This is a genomic window from Kangiella sp. M94, from assembly GCF_054926195.1.
Window position 1 is genome coordinate 1,365,106 of sequence record NZ_CM142903.1, and the last position, 17,777, is coordinate 1,382,882.

The window sequence follows — 17,777 nt, forward strand, 5'->3', positions numbered from 1 at the left end:
AGCACTCTAGTAACCATGATTAATTTCACTAATTCCTACAAAGCCATTGCCGATAGTCGACTTCATCCCTGGCTTGACCAATTCAAGCAGGCCGTTAATGACCGCATGGCCGATTATACGCATGGCAATCTAAGCGATTGGATCAAATTGCTTAAGCAATTGCCTGACATCACACCTGATCATATAGAGCTGGCCAGCAAAGTAGAAATTGGCAGCGCTTCGCAACTATCAGAAACTGAGCAACAAGAACTGAAACAACTCTTGATGAAGTTTCACCCCTGGCGTAAAGGCCCTTTTCATTTATTTGGCCAGCATATCGATACCGAATGGCGCTCGGACTGGAAGTGGGATCGTTTAAAGGATCAAATCAGCCCATTAGAAGATCGTATTGTATTAGATGTAGGCTGTGGCAATGGCTATCATTGCTGGCGCATGGCTGCACAAAATCCAAAGCTGGTGCTCGGCATTGACCCATCGCAATTATTCTTAATGCAGTTTGCGGTGATGCAAACCTATTTAGCCGACTACCCTGTTCACTACCTGCCAGTTGGTCTTGAATATCTGCCGGAAAACTTATCGGATCAAGGTTTCGATACTATCTTTTCGATGGGCGTTCTTTATCATCGCCGCTCTCCCATCGACCATATTCTGCACATGAAAAACCTGCTGCGTCCCGGTGGTGAACTGGTGCTCGAAACCCTGGTTATTGATGGTGAGCCTGACCAATGCCTGATACCAAAAAATCGTTACGCACAGATGAACAACGTCTGGTTTATTCCTACAACCGGCATGCTTAAAAACTGGCTAGCAAAGTTGGATTTTCAGGATATTAAAGTTGCTAACGTCGCCAAGACCGGACTTGATGAACAACGAGCAACCGACTGGATGACCTTTCAGTCGCTCGAAGATTACCTTGATCCGCAGAACAAAGAACTGACCATTGAAGGCTACCCCGCTCCGAAGCGTGCGGTCATGATTGCTACGAAACCGGGTAAGCGCGGCAATGCAAAGGCAGGCAACTAATGGCTGACTATCATATTGTCCCCTTTTGCCCTGAGCCGGTACGCATTCTACATCCTGACAAGCACTTTCTGTTCGTCAATAAACCCGCAGGATTATTGAGTATTCCTGGACGTCATGAAGAAAATAAGGACTGCGTTGTTACGCGCTTGCAGAACCATCCCAAATCAAAAACCGCTTCAATCGTGCACCGCCTGGATATGGCCACATCAGGCGTTATGATATTGGCACAGACCAAATTCGCGCATAGAGAAATCAGTAAGCAATTTGAATTACGCCAGACTGACAAATATTACATCGCAGTCGTGGACGGCATCGTGGAAAGAGGCAGCGGAGTTATCGACCTGCCTATGATCGCCGACTGGCCAAATCGACCGAAACAAAAGATAGACTTTGAACAAGGTAAAAAAGCCATAACCGAATGGGAAGTCATTGAGCGCGATTTGGATAAACAAACCACTCGCCTTAAACTCAAACCGATAACCGGACGCAGCCACCAGCTGAGACTACATTGCTTTGAGTTAGGCCACCCGATTCTAGGCTGTAACCTGTATCGTAAAAACGGCTCAGAAACTAAAGCCAAACGCCTGCTACTGCACGCAGCAAGCCTGACCATTACACACCCTAAAACCGGCAAAATCATCACCGTTGAATCGCCCTGCCCGTTTTAGCTTGATAAACATCGGAATAATTGTGAAAATACGCCCGCTTCAAGCGCTAGTAGCTGGGCCTACCCCATCTTCGTCAGAAGATAGGTACAATTGGATAGAGCGAAGCTCTACAATAATCTCAGTGTATGAGAAGTTTAAAGAAACATTTTAGTATATAGATTATGCACCTGTAGCTGGGACTGCCCCGTCTTCGTCAGAAGATAGGGTACAGTTGGATAGAGCGAAGCTCTACAATAATCTCAGCGCATGAGAAGTTTAAAGAAACATTTTAGTATATAGATTATGCACCTGTAGCTGGGACTGCCCCGTCTTCGTCAGAAGATAGGGTACAGTTGGATAGAGCGAAGCTCTACAATAATCTCAGCGCATGAGAAGTTTAAAGAAACATTTTAGTATATAGATTATGCACCTGTAGCTCACTTGGATAGAGCGCAGCCCTCCGGAGGCTGAGGTAGCAGGTTCGACTCCTGCCAGGTGCGCCACTTCTTTCCCGTAGGACCTAGTTGCACTCGGCCTGAGCAATACCAAATCTCATCACTGAAACAATTGAACAAATTCCGCCTATCATTCGGGCGACCGCAGGTCGCCCCTACACATATATTTATTCTTTATATTGCCTTTCAGGCGCTCACCTTTTTAAGGCTTAAACAAACAACGGTCGAAACCGAGCAATCTAATCAACAAACTCTATTTCACATTAGGCAGCCGCAGGTCGCCCCTACAACTATCTTTCTATCTCGAACCCAATTGTAGGGGCGACCTGCGGTCGCCCTAATATAGCAGCGCTACGGAGATTTATTTATTTCACATAAAGCTTATCCAACTCCCACTTCAATGGATTATTTTGGATATATTCCCGTATCTGACTCAACTCTTCCTCATTACGAATGACTCGATCCCAATAATTACGCTGCCAAACCTTTTGATTATTATCTGATAAACGTAAATTATTGCGCCTAGTTACAGCAGCTTTAAATCCGCCAACTATCGCACCTAATGATTTTGTTTTAGGACCTATTGCGGGGATTTGATTATTATTAAAACCCTGGTTCACCTGATCATTCCAATTAATAAATAAGATTGCATGAAAATGATTAGGCATTATGACCCAAGAATCCAGCTCGACTTGCTTTCTTATCAAACCAGTCTTTTCCCATTCGTCCGCAATAATTTTTCCCAGATGGTTTAATTTGACTTGATGATTAACAATATTTCCAAACAGACATCGGCGCTCATGTGCACAGAGTGTTATGAAGTAGGCACCTGCCTGAGAATAATCAAAATGAGATAATCGAATAGAACGACGTTTATTACATGATGTAAATTCCATATTAACTTCCTTGTTAATTCGGGCGACCGCAGGTCGCCCCTACACATATATTTATTCTTTATATTGCCTTTCAGGCGCTCACCTTTTTAAGGCTTAAACAAACAACGGTCGAAACCGAGCAATCTGATCAACAAACTCTATTTCACGTTGGGCAGCCGCAGGTCATCCCTGCGACTATCCTTCTACCTCGAATCCAATTGTAGGGGCGACCTGCGGTCGCCCGAGCTCCTTCTAAGAAACTTTCTGCTCCATAGCCTGAAAATGCACAATAACTCTATCCACAGCTTCGCTAATATCCGATTGATGCTCTGCTTCCAGATCCATCATTAGCTTGGTATGAGTCATCTTTTCTTTGGTTTTTAAATCTTTCCAGCCTTGATGCGTAGGGATATGGGCGGTTTTATCATAAATGGTATAAAACACGGTGAAGTTATCACGTAGCTCATCTTCAAGTCGCAGTTGATCAATTAATACCTTTAAACGAATACAACCTTCGATTGTCGGGCATTGCTCATGCTGCATGGCTTTTGCGATGGAGGTGATGCTTTCAATAACCGACTTCATTTGAGCATCATGCTTTTCAGCTTGAGCCGCCGCTGATTGCTGCATGGTCTTCTTTTGCTTATTAAGTTTAAACAGCAGAACTGCTGCATAACTGGCAAGACCCAGAGTTATCAACCCTGCGATGATGTAAAAAGCAGTCATAAAATTAAGGCTTCTTAAAAGATGATTGCATTGTACTGGATATCATTAGAATTCCCAAAGTTCAAACCTTATTTGCGGATCATCTTTTCAATGATCGGAAACACTCGTTCGAACTCGGTGAAGCGATGAGTTCCAGTGTCGAATGTATGTATTGGGTAGATGCCTTCCAGTTCTTTGGCAGTTTTTTCTGAGTCCAGCACTTCGTCATCCATGGCAAGGGCTACCTCACATTGACCATAAGGTTCGCTGGTGACTCTATAGTGATTAAAGTCTTGCAGATCTTTTGTGGTGACTTTGATGCTTTCATCAAATTCGCCAAAGACTTTAAACTCTCCTGTTTCGAGTGTTTTGTCTGGGTCTAGCGAAGGGTTAATCATTAAGGAATTAACGGGAAGTTCTGATGCCAGCCATCTGGCCCAGAAGCCGCCGAGCGAGGTTCCTACGACAATGAGCTCATCATCTTTACCAATCAGTTTTTCGTACTCATTGATAAGAATTTCTTCTGCCACGACTGGCGAGTGTGGCGTGTAGTTAATACCCTGAACATGGCAGTTAGGGAAAGCTTGTTGCATCGCTTTGACTTTAGGGCTTTTGGCTGAACTTCGAAAGCCGTGTAAATACCAGATGTTCATTATTTGCCTTGTGCTCTATTTAGGGTTTCTGCCGTACAGGTCCATCATGCCCTGCACTGTCTTTTTCATGTCATCGCGGAAAGCTTTTGGTTGTATAACTTCTACTTGATCGCCAAAGCCAAGTAACCACCATTTGATAGATTGGGTAACATTGATCGTTGCAATAACACGCACTCTGCCGTCTTGTAGCTCTGTCAATTGCTGATCTTTTGCTAAGGGTGTTTCACTCAGGTGCTGCGCTGTTGGTTTGCTGAAAACAAGTTCAAGGCTTTGCTCTGGATACAGACTAATATCAAGACCGCCCTGCTCCAAATATTGCCTAATGTCAAAACCGGCCACTCGTTTAGGCTGACTATCGAGAATCTCTATATCGTTTATACGGTGGATAGCAAACTGAATGAGTCCCTCTGCTTTTTGCCCATCATAAGTTGCAATCAGATAGCTCACCTGTTCCTGCTGCACTACGCCTTGCGCGCTGACAATATAGTCTTTGGTTTCGCCGCCCTTTTTGGTGTAGTTCATTTTGAATTGTTTATTCAGCAGCAGTGCCTTATAGATATCAAGCAGATGATTGGCGTTAAATTTTGCAGGTTCTAATGGATAAACCTTCGGATAGATGGCAACTCGCTTTTCCCAATCCGCATATTTATATTTTTCATTCTTAAGCGCTAGCTTGGCTTCTTTGAAGTATGGTGCAAGCGCATCAAGACTGGCTTCAGGCAATAAGCTATGGGTATATTTTTCCATCAAAAGAAAACCAAGTGCCAGATCCGGTCCCATCTTCTTAAGTGAGATGTGTGAACCCTGAGGAAAGTAATAATAATTTTCGCGGCCCACGGTTTTGACATGCACACCAAACACACGCTCAAGCATGGCCATATCGCGCTGGATACTACGTTTGCTTAGGTTGCCAAGATTATGACTCGACTCAAGATATTCAATCAGGTCATTAACAGTGACCTTTTGTGGTTCAGTCGGAATACGCCTGAGAATCGCAAGCTGTCGTTCGATTTGGCTGAGTTCTTTAGCTGCCATGTGCTTCCTTTTATATCATTGAGCAATTACGACGCAATATGACGCACTGCAGAGCTAATATCAAGTCTGAGGAGACAGGCTGTGAAGTATTTTAGCCATGGTCCGCGATAAATAGTTTTGCGGTCTGTTTTCTCGCCCCCTTTTGACACTTCCACTTTTCGTCACAGGGTAAAAGCCATCAGTGTTTAGGGATGAACCTGAGGGCTTTTTTATTTGTTACAGATGATTAATTGGGCAGACACGCAGGTCTGCCCCTACCCAAACAAGAACAACTCGTGAGTTGTCCCTACCCTAGATTGTTTTATTCCGACTCTTTTAGAACCATGCTGACTAATTTATGAACCAGTGGCGATACCACGAAAATCGCTGGGAAAGCAACAACGGAGGCGAAGGCCCAGGCTTTCAACCAGATGGTGACGATATTGCTCACTAAACCGACGTTAAAGACGCTGATGATAAATGACATGATGCATGACATTAGTAGTGACATGAAGAATGAAAAGACGATGCGATGGTGTTTTGGGTTGATCATGGAGTATCCCGACGGTGCTCATTTCACGTGGATGATATAGCTCTACTGTATAGGGTGCAATTAGCTTAATGCATAAAGGCTATTAGGTTTTACTATGAGCGGTTAATTCAGCATATCCATAAAGAACTCGCCAACACCTCTTAAAATTGTTACTTTCAAGAAAGTTAAGAATCACAGAACTCTCTATGGCTAATAGCATATTTCTTCTCGATGAAACGCCTCTATTTCCTGATGCCAGATTGGCTCAGGATGAGCCAAATGGCTTACTGGCAGTCGGTGGCGACTTATCAGTTCCAAGGCTTAGCGAAGCCTATCGCAATGGCATATTTCCTTGGTTTTGTGAGGATGAACCTATTTTGTGGTGGTCACCCGATCCGCGTTGCGTGTTCATGCTGGATGAGATTCATGTGTCGCGTTCGCTGAAGCGCGAGCTTAAAAAAGAGCACTACACAATAACCATCAACCGGGCTTTTCCTCAAGTCATGCAGCAATGTGCTGCACCAAGAGCTGACCAACCTGAAACCTGGATTTTACCTGAAATGCAACAAGCCTATGTCCAACTCCACCAGGCAGGATTAGCGCATTCTATCGAAGTCTGGGAAAATACAGGCGATGAGGAAGTTCTGGTCGGAGGCATGTACGGTGTCAGTATTGGTCGGTTTTTCTTTGGTGAGTCCATGTTCAGCCGTCGCCCGAGCACCTCCAGGATAGCCTTGGTCTATTTGGCACACTTCTTAAAACAAGCTGGTTTTTTAATGATTGATGCCCAGGTTGGCAATCCCCATTTGTATCGAATGGGCGCACGAGATATGGCTCGTGATGAGTTTTTGTGGCATCTAAAGCAAGAAATTAACTGGCAACAGCCCCCGAATCTATGGCAAAGTAAGATATTGAAGGAATGGAAAGACTAGCTAAATATGCGCGGTTCTTGTTATGAGTAACAAAGAAAAAAGCACTCAACATATTAAGCTCTATGCAGGGCCAGAGCACGCTTGTGGCTATCTGGACAATCAGACAGCGGTTTCCCTGTTCGCTGATCCGTCACTTCCCATGAATAACACTCTCTATTCAGAGCTCAGCCGCCTTGGCTTCCGTCGTAGCGGTAATCATGTATATCGTCCCAAGTGTCCCCATTGCTCGGCATGCCAGCCTTTCAGAGTGCTCGCAGAGCAATTTAAACCAAGCCGAAGCCAAAAGAGAATTTTAAAAGCTAATAAGAACTTGAGTGTTCACTTTGAACCGGCAAAGCCTGACCATGAAGATTATGAGCTTTATGAGCTTTATGTCACTGAAAGACATAAAGATGGAGATATGTACCCGCCTTCATACAACCAATATGCAGACTTTTTATTTTCAGACTGGTGCAAATCCGCTCAGATCCGAATCAAAGATGGTGACCAGACGGTGGCCATCATGTGTCTGGATTTATTAGATGATGGTTTATCAGCTGTCTATTCATTTTTCGATCCCAATACACCGCATAAAAGTCTTGGGGTATTCCTGGTACTAAAAACTATCGCCTTAACTCGCAAGCTCAATCTACCCTATGCCTACCTTGGTTACTATATCCAAGACTGCCATAAAATGAGTTACAAAAGCTCCTACAAACCAGCAGAAGTTCTCCACAACAATCGCTGGAAACTCCTGTCAGAAACCATACCAAGCTCAGACATCAGCTAACGTCACTTCAAGGACTATCTTATGCAAATGACGCCAGAGCCGTTCAATTGCTCAAAAATACGGCTAAATCTTGCTTAATCACACAAAATCTTTGCGATTATTATCTAAATAGTGCATCATACGCGCGCAATTTTTGAACATTCTGTTGAAAGTCAAAGAGGAGAAACGGGCTTAACATGGCGAAAGAAGACGTAATTGAATTAGAAGGTAAAGTGTTAGAAACCTTGCCGAATACTATGTTTCGAGTAGAGCTCGAAAATGGTCATATTGTCACTGCACATATTTCAGGTAAGATGCGCAAAAACTACATCCGCATTTTAACCGGTGACACTGTTACTGTTGAAATCAGCCCTTATGACTTATCCAAGGGTCGCATCACTTTCCGTGCCCGTTAATTTGGAAGCATTAGATAAAAAAGGCGCTAAAAGCGCCTTTTTTGTTTTCTAAAATATTAAGTCAGGGTGAGAGCCGCCCCCTTTATAACTGCGGGTCAGGAAATCAGGAAGTTCCCTGCGGTAGTTTTTCCATGTGTGGCTCAATACGAATATCCAGCTCATCATTTTTCAAACTGACATAGACATCTCCGCCCTGCATTAACTTACCAAACAAGATTTCATTGGCTAATGGACGGCGAACCTTATCACTGATAAGACGAGCCATTGGACGTGCGCCCATGTTCTCATCATAGCCGTGCTTCGTGAACCACTCTCGAGCTGCATCATCCACATGCAAGTTGACTTGCTTATCATCAAGCTGACCTTGAACTTCGGTTAAGAACTTATCGACAATCGACATAATGACTTTTTGTGGTAACGAATTGAACCAGACTATCGCATCGAGACGGTTTCTAAACTCTGGTGAGAAAGTACGGTTAATAGCTTCTTCGTTGTTGCGTGAGCGATCCTGTTCTTTAAAACCAATATTACCTTTTATGATTTCCTGCGCTCCCGCGTTACTGGTCATTACTAGCACAATATTTCGGAAGTCGGCTTTGCGCCCGTTATTATCGGTTAAGGTGCCGTGGTCCATGACCTGTAATAGCAGATTGAACACATCGGGATGCGCCTTCTCAATCTCATCCAGTAACACTACAGCATGCGGATTTTTGTTAACCGCTTCCGTCAATAAGCCACCCTGATCATAACCTACATAACCAGGAGGCGCGCCAATCAGACGCGAGACAGTATGACGCTCCATGTATTCCGACATATCAAAGCGGATCAGTTCAACACCCATCAATCGAGCTAACTGTTTAGTAACCTCTGTTTTACCCACCCCTGTCGGGCCTGCAAACAAGAATGAGCCCACCGGTTTGTTTTCCTGGCCTAATCCTGCTCGGGATAACTTGATCGACTCTGCAAGAGTCTCAATTGCTGGATCTTGACCAAAAACAACCATCTTGAGATTTCGCTCAAGGTTTTGCAGTAGTTTTTTATCAGAAGAAGACACCGTTTTCTCAGGAATTCGGGCAATTTTGGCAATAACCTGCTCTATCTCGTGAGGTGTGATGGTTTTCTTACGCTGATCTTCCGGCAGGATACGCTGGCGCGCACCGGCTTCATCGATCACATCAATTGCCTTATCTGGTAATTGACGATCATTGATGTATTTGGCGGATAGCTCTGCCGCAGCTTGAATGGCTTGCTTTGAATAACTCACACCATGGTGTTTCTCATAACGATCTTTTAGGCCTTCTAAGATACCGATAGTGTCTTGTACCGTTGGTTCATTAATATCAATTTTTTGGAAACGACGCGCTAAAGCGTGATCTTTCTCAAAAATTCCGCGGTACTCCTGAAATGTTGTTGAGCCCAGACAGCGGAGCTCACCATTGGCCAACACTGGTTTAATCAGGTTGGATGCATCCATAGTGCCCCCAGAAGCGGCACCAGCACCAATGATGGTATGAATTTCATCGATGAATAGTATGGCATGAGTTTCTTTTTTAAGCTGCGCGAGCACCGCTTTGAGGCGTTTTTCAAAGTCACCTCGGTATTTAGTGCCAGCCAAAAGAACACCTAGATCTAAGGCATAAACTACAGCGTCCTTAATCACTTCAGGTACATCACCATCAATAATGCGCTTGGCCAGTCCTTCTGCGATGGCGGTTTTACCAACACCAGCTTCACCAACCAACAGAGGGTTGTTTTTGCGGCGGCGGCATAAAACCTGCACTACCCGCTCAATCTCATTTGCACGACCAATCAAGGGATCAATCTTTCCCTGCTCTGCTAATTTATTGAGATTAACGGCATATTGATCGAGTGGTCGCGGTTCTTGTGGCTCTTGCTCACCCTCTTCATGTTCCAGCTCAGGAAAATCCTCATCCTCTTCAGAGCCAATACCATGAGAAATGTAGTTAACCACATCAAGACGAGAAATATCTTGTTTCGATAATAAGAATACAGCTTGCGACTCAGGCTCGCTAAACATCGCAACCAGTACATTAGCGCCACTCACTGCCTCACGACCTGATGACTGAACATGAAATACCGCACGCTGCAAGACTCGTTGGAATCCTATCGTTGGCGAAATTTCAAACTCGTCATCTTCATCGGAGAATTGAGGCGTGGTCTGATTAACGAACTTTTCAAGATCGGATTTTAGAACCCCTACGTCAGCACCGCATGCACGTAAGACTTCCAGGGCATCCTTATTATCTAACAGGGCCAGCATCAGGTGCTCGATGGTAATAAATTCATGACGTTTTTCACGAGCATCGTGAAACGCATGGTTTAATGATTGTTCAAGTGCTTTATCGAGCATAATACCACCTACCTTTTGTAACGCTTGATTGAGTTATTCACCGTCTTCCGGCTCCATAACACATAACAAAGGGTGCTGATTTGCGCGAGCAAACTCATTAACCTGAACTACCTTAGTTTCAGCAATATCAGGCGTAAAAGTTCCACACACACCCTGCCCTTCGTGATGAACCTGCAACATAACACGGGTTGCCTGTTCGGTGTCCATCGTAAAAAACTTACGCAGCACATCAACCACAAAATCCATCGGGGTGTAATCATCATTAAGAATCAACACCTTATACATAGGTGGTTGTTTGAGCTTAGGTTTGGCATCGGCGACTGCGAGGCCGTGCTCATGCTCCTGTTCGTGATCGTGGTTCTGATTGTGATTTTGGTCGTTACTCATAGCAACTTCGTTTCGCTAAATGTCTCTATCATTATGGCATAAATGGGGCCATAGGTAAGCAAGTTCAAGCTTTGCATTAAGTTTCTATTCAGATATATACAGTCTATAATTAGCTAGGCTTTTTTTACAACTATTAGGAAACAAAAATGACAATTTACAAATTGGGCTTAGCCGCATTATTAACTGCAAGCTTGACACTAAACACTACCGTACATGCCGAAGAAGCTGAGATATCAGGCATTCTTGGCGGTGGCCTCTCATTTGGTGGGGAAACTCTGATTGACGACATTAACTTCACCGACGGTTCCAGCGACGAAGTTAAAGCTGGCGAAGGCTTTTGGATAGACTTCGGCTTTAGAGCAGACTTTCAGGATTGGGCTCTGAAAAGCACTATTGGCTATAAAAGTGGTGGCGTTGTTGCCTCTAATGGAAATGCAACCTTTTCACGTACGCCTCTAACCATGATTGCCTCTCTCAATAATAATGGGCATCTATTTGGTGCTGGTTTTACCTACGAGTTGAACCCTGAGCTGGATATTGACCTGCCAGGCTTATACGGTACTGCAGAATTTGAAAATGCACTTGGATTAGTCCTAGAGTATGAAAATAACCATGACACCTGGGCCTGGGGTGTTCGTTATACTCATATCGACTATGATTATGATCCAACCGGCGAAACCTTTGACGGCAACAATATTGGTGCATTTTTTAACTGGTATTTTTAAAGTCGGATTGAATTATGAAAGGCGGCTTCGGTCGCCTTTTTCTTTTTAGAACTTTGTTATTTAAACAGTGCCTTAGGCGTCAATAACCAATCTAAATGCCCTTGATTTATCTTCACGTTTTTCCAATGGTTTATTTTCAGGGATATTCTGGCAAGCGATGCTGTTGGAAACTTAACGTTAGCCCCCTTAACCAGTTCACCAATTAATATTGAGCACATAGGCTCATGAGATACGATCATTAATTTCTCTACAGTGTCATCCTGCTTTTGAATAATCTCCAACGCTTCCTCAGCACTGGCTAAATACAGCTCCCTATAATACTTGATATCACATATCCAGCCGCCCTTCTCTTTGGCGAGCGCTAACGTTTGCTTAGTGCGGATTGATGTTGAACATAAAACCAACTCTGGAACTTGCCTGATACGGACTAAATGTTTTCCCATTTGTTCAGCAGCATATTTTCCTCGTTCGGCTAGAGGTCGCTCATGATCGCTTGAAAAGCTTGCTTCCCAGTCAGATTTTCCATGCCGAAAAATATAAAGCTTTTTCCCAGAGTTCTCCTCACTTTCACAATCTGCTTGAGTTTGGCTCATAGTATCTTAATCCGTTATGCTTGCTTGCTAAGCATTATCATAGCGCCAGATAACAGCTTAATGACAGAATTTCTGCAGCTAGATGAAACCTGGATCTATTTTATTGTGCAGACTCCTGTAGATTCTATTAGAATGGGCACAAAACAATTCACAGTAAAACAATAAGGGTAACAATGAAAAATATAGAAAGACGTTTTGAAGCAGCTCTATTCAGTAGCCGCTGGGTATTAGCGCCATTTTTTGTTGGACTGATAATCTCTATATTTATTCTTCTAGGCAGCTTCAGCAAAGAATTATGGCACTTGATTACTCACTTTGGAGAGTTTGGGGAAATTGCCACTATTCTCGGTATTTTAGCGCTAGTCGACATGACCTTATTGGCTAATTTGCTGATTATCATAATTTTCAGTGGTTATGAGAGTTTCGTTTCCAAAATTGATGTTGCTGATCATGAAGATAGGCCCGGATGGATGGGGAAAGTTGGGTTTTCCACATTGAAAGTGAAGCTGATTAGCTCAATCGTAGCCATTTCTGGTATCGACTTGCTGAGAACTTATATGCAGCTGGATAAGATGCCTGAAGCAATAGAAACCGACGTAGTTATGTGGAAGCTCCTGATACATGGAACCTTTGTCATATCAGGATTGCTATTTGCGGTTATGGACTATCTGACAACACAATCTGAAAATAGTCATTAGTAATACTCTTTAAGTGATGCTCTTTAAGTAACACTCATTAAAAAATAAAAGCCCTTAAACAAGGGCTTTTGTTTTTTACATTTAAGGATAAGTCTAGGCTTCTGTTTCAACCTTTGCATCTTGAGCATTTTGAGCTACTGAAACTATACCGTTATTACGCCCACTTTCAGACTTATACATTTGGCTCTTACCAATTTGTTGGCCATTAGTGGCATTAAGCGTGAAATAAAAACGACCGTCTTTGGCTTTTTCTTTTGAAAACCGATCTGCATTTAACGAGTTTTTGCGAACAGAATCGATACCGTTCACACAAGCTACCTGCGAACCATAACCCTGGCTTTGCAAAATAACTTCACCGTTACCCGCCTTTAGCACGAAATATAGCTTCCCATCTTTTCCTTTTGAAATAACAAATTTACCTGCCATAAGTTCCACCTGAAAATTATTTGATTATCACACAGCTGCTTATGAATGAATCAGCTAGCAACAATAATCCTCTATTTGTTAAACAACAGCAAGTACCGGTGCGCAAATTTAGCATTAAAATTGCACTAGCTGGTGTGCTTACCACCAGTCCAGCCACCTTTGGACAAAACTCTCTCACCCATTTGCTTTGGTGAATCTTCAAGATCAGTCGCCATCGAATCATTCCAGCGGTTTAAGAATCCGTACAGACAAACAGCTCCCAAAATCTCAACAATCTGTTCATCGGACCAATGCTCTTTCATCCGTTGCATAAGTTCATCATCTACTGCATTGGGTACCGAACCGGCCGCTAATGCATAATCCAGTGCAACACGCTCAGCATTGCTATATAAAGCTGAGGTCTGATAGTCCCAGATAGCATCTAACTTTTCTTGTGATATGCCATGGATATTGGCTGCAATTAATGAGTGGGCTTCACAGTACTGGCAGCCTGCAGCACGACTTGCAAAATGTGCAATCAAACGCTTAAAACCTAAATCCACTTCTCCATCAGGATCCATTACCGCCTTAGTTAGGACTCCGAATGCCTGCACCATTTTAGGGCGACGTTGCATAGTTAATAGGCTATTGGGAATAAACCCCAAAATCTCTTCAAAAATTCTAAAGTCGTCCGCAAGTTCCGGATGACTATCTGCTGATAGTGGCTTTAAATGTGCCATCAATAACTCCTCTAATATTATGATTTATTCGATATGAAACAGACTCCAGTGCCACCATGTCCACAATAGCCCCCTGGATTTTTTGAAAGATACTGTTGATGATAATCTTCAGCAAGGTAATAGGTTTCTAATGGTTCAATATCTGTAGTAATTGCTGGATAACCTTTTGCACTTAATAATTTTTGGTATTCATTCTTGCTCTTCAATGCTAACTCTCGTTGCTCTTCTGAATGGGTAAAAATGACGGAGCGATACTGACTACCCCTATCGTTACCTTGACGCATGCCTTGAGTGGGATCATGATTTTCCCAAAATAGCTGCAAAAGCTCTTGGTATGAAATGACGCTGGGATCATAAATAATTTGTATAGCTTCGGCATGGCCAGTCAACCCACTACAGACTTGCTCATAAGTAGGATCTTTAAAGTCTGAACCTGCGTAGCCAACACTGGTCATTAATACTCCTGACTGTTGCCAGAACATTTTTTCAACTCCCCAGAAACATCCCATAGCAAAAGTAGCAATCTGTTGCCCTGCTTCTGGCTGAGTCGTTATTAACTTACTAAACACATGATGCTTCATAGAGTGTTCCCATAACTTTTATCTACATAGACTACCACCATCTACAAATGTTACGAAAGTCATAGCACAAAAAAGGCTTTCCGAGGAAAGCCTTTATAATCATTAAATAGCTAAATGACTACTTTACGATTTCATCCAGCGTTGCCTGAGCCAATGGATGATAGCCAGGACGTGCAACCTTGTACACGCGTTTGGCGAATTCGGCACCTTGTTCCGTTTCCATCAACTGCTTGTACAAAGGAACAATTAGCTTACGGCGGCCTATACTAATTAAATAGTCCTCAAGTCGCGGTAAGACCACATTATATCCAGCCTTTATTGATAGCAGTAACCATGCATGGGCAATTTCATTGTTGGTTGATTCAGTTAATTTAAACTGAGCATCCATAGCCATCATGTCATCTGGGGACATCTCTGCCGGCAGATTATTAATGAAGTGTAACCACTCGTGAACTGTCCACTTTTCAGTACCAAGCTGCGCCAAGGTGATTTCACCAGAAAGAAGCTTCCTGGTTTTTTGATCAACAATTTTAAAGGCGTCCGATGTTGGATTGGGCATCATCTCTGGCAACATGGGCTCGTGAATCCAAGTATCGATTTCCTCATCGGACACAATCCCCGGATGCTTGTCTAAAAGGTTTTCTTTTAAATAAGCTTTAAACTGCTGAGTGGTAATGCTCTGGAATGCAAAATGGTCAAAGTATTTAACCAGGAATGCATCGAAAACCTCACGGCCAAACTTCTCTTCCAGCCAAACCAAAAACATTTGACCTTTAGTATACGGCACAGTTGAGAAAGCATCATCGGGATCGGCACCCTTCAGATCAACGTTTAAAACCGTATATTCTTTTGGCAAATCCTGAACCGCCTGACGTAAATCCTGTACAGCCAATGACTGCTCCATTAAAGCGCGCTCACGGCCGAAAAGCTCTTCCATAATGCGATTTTCAACATAGGAGGTGAAGCCTTCGTTAAGCCAGAAGTCATGCCAGTTAGCATTGGTTACAAGATTTCCGGACCATGAATGAGCAAGCTCGTGAGCAATCAGACTAACAAGGCTTTTATCACCCGCAATAACGGTAGGCGTGATAAATGATAGACGAGGATTTTCCATGCCGCCATAAGGAAAAGCTGGTGGCAAAATTAATAGGTCATAACGTCCCCAGCGATAGGGACCATAAAGCTCTTCAGTGACTTGAACCATCTCTTCGGTGTCATCAAACTCAGCTACCGCTGAATCTAACATTGCTGGCTCAGCATAAACACCAGTTCTCTCACTCATCGCCTTAAATTTAAGATCACCCACACCAATTGCAATCAGGTAGGTAGGAATCGCCTGTGGCATTTCAAAATGATACTCGCCATCAAGCTCTGTATCTGGCTCATTAAAGGCGCTCATGACTGCCAATAACTCTTTGGGAGTACGAATCGTAGCATTATAAGTAATACGCACAGCAGGGCTGTCTTGAACAGGAACAAAGCTACGGGCATGGATAGCTTGAGCCTGGCTGTACATAAACGGATGCTTTTTACCGTCAGTCTGCTCAGGAGTTAGCCACTGCAAGCCACTGGCCTGAGGCTGAGTTGCATAATGGACTCTTACTTTATTAACGCCCTCTTTGAGGTTTACCGTTAACTTAGAGCCCATAACTTCATCTTTTTTAGCTAAATCAAACTCACCTGCAATCCATTGATCATTCTGGCTAAGTTCAACTTTAGAAATATCAATGTCACGCGTATCCAGAATGAGCTCGCTGACATCTTCTTTTAAACGATCAAAGCTTAGGTCAACATATCCTTTCAGTGATTTCGCTTCAAAATCGACAGTCAAATTCAAATCAAGGTGTTTTAAATCTACTTCATGGAGATTACCGTAAGTATGATCATCGATTGGATTATGAGCTTTCTTAACTGCGCTGGGTTCAGCCTTTGCCACCTGTTCTTGCTGTGACTCTGCAGCAATCAGCTCTGTTTGAGGCTTACTGTTTTCTTCTGTTTCTTGCTGACATCCTGCTAGCGCGGCAATCACTGCCAGCGAGCAGAACAAAGTCTGTTGTAGTTTCATTCTAATTACCCGTGAAATTGAAAGTCTGTCATTTAAGCAACAAACAATTTATCTGTAAAGGTTTAAACCCGAATGACCTATTGACGCTGATTTAAGCGCAGTGCTAATGTAGATTTTATCCGAGGCTATCAGATCAACGAGTTACAAGTCTCTGTATGAAGTTTGGCTGATAAGTTAATGATTTTAATCAAACACCTTGATTTGATTACCATTAACTCTGCCACATTTTTTAGTGTTATTTAGTGTTATGCTCGCTCCAAGATAAGAGGTTCATTTGCAATTAAAGTTGCGAATTAAAACCCGAAGACATTTGTTCGAGTTGGAGCTGATAACCTACTACCCTTTTTAAAGGATTCACTCATGCCATCACAAGGTAGCGGTAAGTTTGAACGTGGTTACATCATTCCAATTGGCGGATGTCAGAATTCAATCAGTGACCGAGTTGCTGAAGAAATGCGCAGTATCTGCCTGACCGCTAAAGCCAATGCTTTAGTGTTAAATATCAGCGAAGACCCGCAAGAAACTGAGCTTGAACAGATTTTACACAAGAATGGTTTCGAAAAATGTGAAACTCATACGGTACGAAATCGTCAAGATGCCGCAAGTCCAATTACACTGCAGCATCTCGTCGGAGTAGACTTGGTGATCATCATTGGGGAGCGACCATTACAGATTTCCACGTTGATAGGTGGCACGTCATTAGCGAAACAGCTTCGCAAGCTAAATGCTGATGGTATTCATATCGCTGGCTTGTGTGGTGCCGCTGCACTACTGAGCGAACACATGATTGCCGGTGGTGATGAAGCCAGCATTCCACGTCAATCTGGTGTAACCATGGCTCCGGGGCTTGGATTAACTAACCGCTTTATGGTGGATTACCACTTTAAACAACAAGGACGGCTTGGCAGGCTATTAACTGCTTTGTCTTACAACCCATTTACCATCGGGGTAGGAATTGACGATGGTACGGCTTTATTTATAAGCCCTAAAGATGAATTACAGGTTTATGGAGGTGGCGCAGCTACTTTAATTGACCCCTCTAACTTACAATATTCGTCTATGGGGTCAGCGGGAAATGGTGATCCGATTTCCCTGTTTGGACTACAAATGCATATTCTGGCTGAGGGAGCTCGCTTTAGTGTCGGAGAACGTGATGCGTTTGACGAGCACTGGGCTTAGCGAAACTGTACGCCAAAAATTGAGTACTATATT

At 43.3% G+C, this 17,777-nt stretch carries 20 protein-coding genes and 1 tRNA gene; 9 read left to right on the forward strand and 12 right to left on the reverse strand.

Annotated elements, in window-relative coordinates; translation table 11 throughout:
* Nucleotides 1-15: 15 nt before the first annotated feature.
* The 3 genes from cmoB to ACYTXU_RS06240 all read left to right on the forward strand — a co-directional run bounded on the left by cmoB (nt 16) and on the right by ACYTXU_RS06240 (nt 2,173).
* Nucleotides 16-1,023, forward strand: a complete 1,008-nt coding sequence (gene cmoB, locus ACYTXU_RS06230; protein ID WP_462209186.1) for a tRNA 5-methoxyuridine(34)/uridine 5-oxyacetic acid(34) synthase CmoB — start codon at nt 16-18, stop codon at nt 1,021-1,023.
* Nucleotides 1,023-1,691: a pseudouridine synthase gene (locus tag ACYTXU_RS06235; protein WP_462209188.1), complete on the forward strand. Its 669-nt coding sequence runs from the start codon at nt 1,023-1,025 to the stop codon at nt 1,689-1,691. The genes cmoB and ACYTXU_RS06235 overlap by 1 nt, the downstream gene beginning before the upstream one ends.
* Nucleotides 1,692-2,096: 405 nt before the next feature.
* Nucleotides 2,097-2,173 (forward strand) — tRNA-Arg (locus ACYTXU_RS06240).
* Nucleotides 2,174-2,490: 317 nt separating this feature from the next.
* Here the strand turns inward: ACYTXU_RS06240 and ACYTXU_RS06245 are convergent.
* The 5 genes from ACYTXU_RS06245 to ACYTXU_RS06265 form a co-directional block, all read right to left on the reverse strand.
* Nucleotides 2,491-3,021, reverse strand: a complete 531-nt coding sequence (locus ACYTXU_RS06245; RefSeq protein ID WP_462209189.1) for a transposase — start codon at nt 3,019-3,021, stop codon at nt 2,491-2,493.
* Nucleotides 3,022-3,252: 231 nt separating this feature from the next.
* Nucleotides 3,253-3,726, reverse strand: a complete 474-nt coding sequence (locus ACYTXU_RS06250) for a DUF2489 domain-containing protein (RefSeq protein WP_462209190.1) — start codon at nt 3,724-3,726, stop codon at nt 3,253-3,255.
* A gap of 68 nt (nt 3,727-3,794) precedes the next feature.
* Complete coding sequence (locus ACYTXU_RS06255) at nt 3,795-4,358, reverse strand: YqiA/YcfP family alpha/beta fold hydrolase (protein ID WP_462209192.1); 564 nt, start codon at nt 4,356-4,358, stop codon at nt 3,795-3,797.
* A gap of 15 nt (nt 4,359-4,373) precedes the next feature.
* Nucleotides 4,374-5,393: a helix-turn-helix transcriptional regulator gene (locus ACYTXU_RS06260; RefSeq protein ID WP_462209193.1), complete on the reverse strand. Its 1,020-nt coding sequence runs from the start codon at nt 5,391-5,393 to the stop codon at nt 4,374-4,376.
* Nucleotides 5,394-5,694: 301 nt separating this feature from the next.
* Nucleotides 5,695-5,925: a DUF2798 domain-containing protein gene (locus tag ACYTXU_RS06265; RefSeq protein ID WP_462209194.1), complete on the reverse strand. Its 231-nt coding sequence runs from the start codon at nt 5,923-5,925 to the stop codon at nt 5,695-5,697.
* 185 nt (nt 5,926-6,110) lie between these two features.
* On the opposite strand from ACYTXU_RS06265, the gene aat reads away from it, so the two are divergent.
* From aat to infA, 3 genes are all read left to right on the forward strand, one after another.
* Complete coding sequence (aat, locus tag ACYTXU_RS06270; protein ID WP_462209196.1) at nt 6,111-6,836, forward strand: leucyl/phenylalanyl-tRNA--protein transferase; 726 nt, start codon at nt 6,111-6,113, stop codon at nt 6,834-6,836.
* 22 nt (nt 6,837-6,858) lie between these two features.
* Entirely contained in the window at nt 6,859-7,605 is a 747-nt protein-coding gene (locus ACYTXU_RS06275; protein WP_462209198.1) for an arginyltransferase, read from the forward strand.
* A gap of 176 nt (nt 7,606-7,781) precedes the next feature.
* The gene (gene infA / locus ACYTXU_RS06280) at nt 7,782-8,000 is read left to right on the forward strand and encodes a translation initiation factor IF-1 (RefSeq protein WP_012801389.1); all 219 of its coding nucleotides are present in this window, start codon (nt 7,782-7,784) and stop codon (nt 7,998-8,000) included.
* 103 nt (nt 8,001-8,103) lie between these two features.
* On the opposite strand, the gene clpA is transcribed toward infA, so the two are convergent.
* Nucleotides 8,104-10,371: an ATP-dependent Clp protease ATP-binding subunit ClpA gene (gene clpA / locus ACYTXU_RS06285; protein ID WP_462209200.1), complete on the reverse strand. Its 2,268-nt coding sequence runs from the start codon at nt 10,369-10,371 to the stop codon at nt 8,104-8,106.
* A gap of 33 nt (nt 10,372-10,404) precedes the next feature.
* Nucleotides 10,405-10,758, reverse strand: coding sequence for an ATP-dependent Clp protease adapter ClpS (clpS, locus tag ACYTXU_RS06290; protein WP_462209202.1), 354 nt, complete (start codon nt 10,756-10,758; stop codon nt 10,405-10,407).
* A gap of 146 nt (nt 10,759-10,904) precedes the next feature.
* Here clpS and ACYTXU_RS06295 point away from each other — a divergent pair, with 146 nt between their 5' ends.
* Nucleotides 10,905-11,483 carry a hypothetical protein gene (locus ACYTXU_RS06295; protein ID WP_462209204.1) on the forward strand — a complete coding sequence of 193 codons (579 nt, stop codon included), beginning with the start codon at nt 10,905-10,907 and terminating at the stop codon, nt 11,481-11,483.
* Nucleotides 11,484-11,539: 56 nt separating this feature from the next.
* Here the strand turns inward: ACYTXU_RS06295 and ACYTXU_RS06300 are convergent, their stop codons facing one another.
* A complete protein-coding gene (locus tag ACYTXU_RS06300; protein ID WP_462209206.1) occupies nt 11,540-12,076 on the reverse strand; it encodes a SixA phosphatase family protein in 537 nt (178 codons plus the stop codon).
* A 173-nt stretch (nt 12,077-12,249) separates the two neighbouring features.
* Between ACYTXU_RS06300 and ACYTXU_RS06305 the strand changes: the two genes are divergently transcribed.
* Nucleotides 12,250-12,774, forward strand: a complete 525-nt coding sequence (locus ACYTXU_RS06305) for a TIGR00645 family protein (protein WP_462209208.1) — start codon at nt 12,250-12,252, stop codon at nt 12,772-12,774.
* 93 nt (nt 12,775-12,867) lie between these two features.
* Here the strand turns inward: ACYTXU_RS06305 and ACYTXU_RS06310 are convergent, their stop codons facing one another.
* From ACYTXU_RS06310 to ACYTXU_RS06325, 4 genes are all read right to left on the reverse strand, one after another.
* The gene (locus ACYTXU_RS06310; RefSeq protein ID WP_462209209.1) at nt 12,868-13,200 is read right to left on the reverse strand and encodes a YegP family protein; all 333 of its coding nucleotides are present in this window, start codon (nt 13,198-13,200) and stop codon (nt 12,868-12,870) included.
* Between the two features lie 125 nt (nt 13,201-13,325).
* Entirely contained in the window at nt 13,326-13,919 is a 594-nt protein-coding gene (locus ACYTXU_RS06315; RefSeq protein ID WP_462209211.1) for a carboxymuconolactone decarboxylase family protein, read from the reverse strand.
* Nucleotides 13,920-13,936: 17 nt separating this feature from the next.
* Nucleotides 13,937-14,500: a peptide-methionine (S)-S-oxide reductase MsrA gene (gene msrA, locus ACYTXU_RS06320; RefSeq protein WP_462209213.1), complete on the reverse strand. Its 564-nt coding sequence runs from the start codon at nt 14,498-14,500 to the stop codon at nt 13,937-13,939.
* A 118-nt stretch (nt 14,501-14,618) separates the two neighbouring features.
* Nucleotides 14,619-16,565 (reverse strand): M1 family metallopeptidase, encoded by a 1,947-nt coding sequence (locus ACYTXU_RS06325; RefSeq protein ID WP_462209214.1) that lies wholly within the window; start codon nt 16,563-16,565, stop codon nt 14,619-14,621.
* A gap of 360 nt (nt 16,566-16,925) precedes the next feature.
* Here ACYTXU_RS06325 and ACYTXU_RS06330 point away from each other — a divergent pair, with 360 nt between their 5' ends.
* The gene (locus ACYTXU_RS06330; protein WP_462209216.1) at nt 16,926-17,744 is read left to right on the forward strand and encodes a cyanophycinase; all 819 of its coding nucleotides are present in this window, start codon (nt 16,926-16,928) and stop codon (nt 17,742-17,744) included.
* Nucleotides 17,745-17,777 lie beyond the last annotated feature (33 nt).

Bases quoted from the DNA above. Each gene is read 5' to 3' on its own strand.
- ACYTXU_RS06295 (WP_462209204.1), top strand. From the start codon at position 10,905: ATGACAATTTACAAATTGGGCTTAGCCGCATTATTAACTGCAAGCTTG.
- ACYTXU_RS06235 (WP_462209188.1), top strand. From the start codon at position 1,023: ATGGCTGACTATCATATTGTCCCCTTTTGCCCTGAGCCGGTACGCATT.
- ACYTXU_RS06325 (WP_462209214.1), bottom strand. From the start codon at position 16,565: ATGAAACTACAACAGACTTTGTTCTGCTCGCTGGCAGTGATTGCCGCG.
- ACYTXU_RS06255 (WP_462209192.1), bottom strand. From the start codon at position 4,358: ATGAACATCTGGTATTTACACGGCTTTCGAAGTTCAGCCAAAAGCCCT.
- aat (WP_462209196.1), top strand. From the start codon at position 6,111: ATGGCTAATAGCATATTTCTTCTCGATGAAACGCCTCTATTTCCTGAT.
- msrA (WP_462209213.1), bottom strand. From the start codon at position 14,500: ATGAAGCATCATGTGTTTAGTAAGTTAATAACGACTCAGCCAGAAGCA.
- infA (WP_012801389.1), top strand. From the start codon at position 7,782: ATGGCGAAAGAAGACGTAATTGAATTAGAAGGTAAAGTGTTAGAAACC.
- ACYTXU_RS06260 (WP_462209193.1), bottom strand. From the start codon at position 5,393: ATGGCAGCTAAAGAACTCAGCCAAATCGAACGACAGCTTGCGATTCTC.
- cmoB (WP_462209186.1), top strand. From the start codon at position 16: ATGATTAATTTCACTAATTCCTACAAAGCCATTGCCGATAGTCGACTT.
- ACYTXU_RS06300 (WP_462209206.1), bottom strand. From the start codon at position 12,076: ATGAGCCAAACTCAAGCAGATTGTGAAAGTGAGGAGAACTCTGGGAAA.
- ACYTXU_RS06310 (WP_462209209.1), bottom strand. From the start codon at position 13,200: ATGGCAGGTAAATTTGTTATTTCAAAAGGAAAAGATGGGAAGCTATAT.
- ACYTXU_RS06245 (WP_462209189.1), bottom strand. From the start codon at position 3,021: ATGGAATTTACATCATGTAATAAACGTCGTTCTATTCGATTATCTCAT.
- clpA (WP_462209200.1), bottom strand. From the start codon at position 10,371: ATGCTCGATAAAGCACTTGAACAATCATTAAACCATGCGTTTCACGAT.
- clpS (WP_462209202.1), bottom strand. From the start codon at position 10,758: ATGAGTAACGACCAAAATCACAATCAGAACCACGATCACGAACAGGAG.
- ACYTXU_RS06275 (WP_462209198.1), top strand. From the start codon at position 6,859: ATGAGTAACAAAGAAAAAAGCACTCAACATATTAAGCTCTATGCAGGG.
- ACYTXU_RS06250 (WP_462209190.1), bottom strand. From the start codon at position 3,726: ATGACTGCTTTTTACATCATCGCAGGGTTGATAACTCTGGGTCTTGCC.
- ACYTXU_RS06305 (WP_462209208.1), top strand. From the start codon at position 12,250: ATGAAAAATATAGAAAGACGTTTTGAAGCAGCTCTATTCAGTAGCCGC.
- ACYTXU_RS06265 (WP_462209194.1), bottom strand. From the start codon at position 5,925: ATGATCAACCCAAAACACCATCGCATCGTCTTTTCATTCTTCATGTCA.
- ACYTXU_RS06330 (WP_462209216.1), top strand. From the start codon at position 16,926: ATGCCATCACAAGGTAGCGGTAAGTTTGAACGTGGTTACATCATTCCA.
- ACYTXU_RS06315 (WP_462209211.1), bottom strand. From the start codon at position 13,919: ATGGCACATTTAAAGCCACTATCAGCAGATAGTCATCCGGAACTTGCG.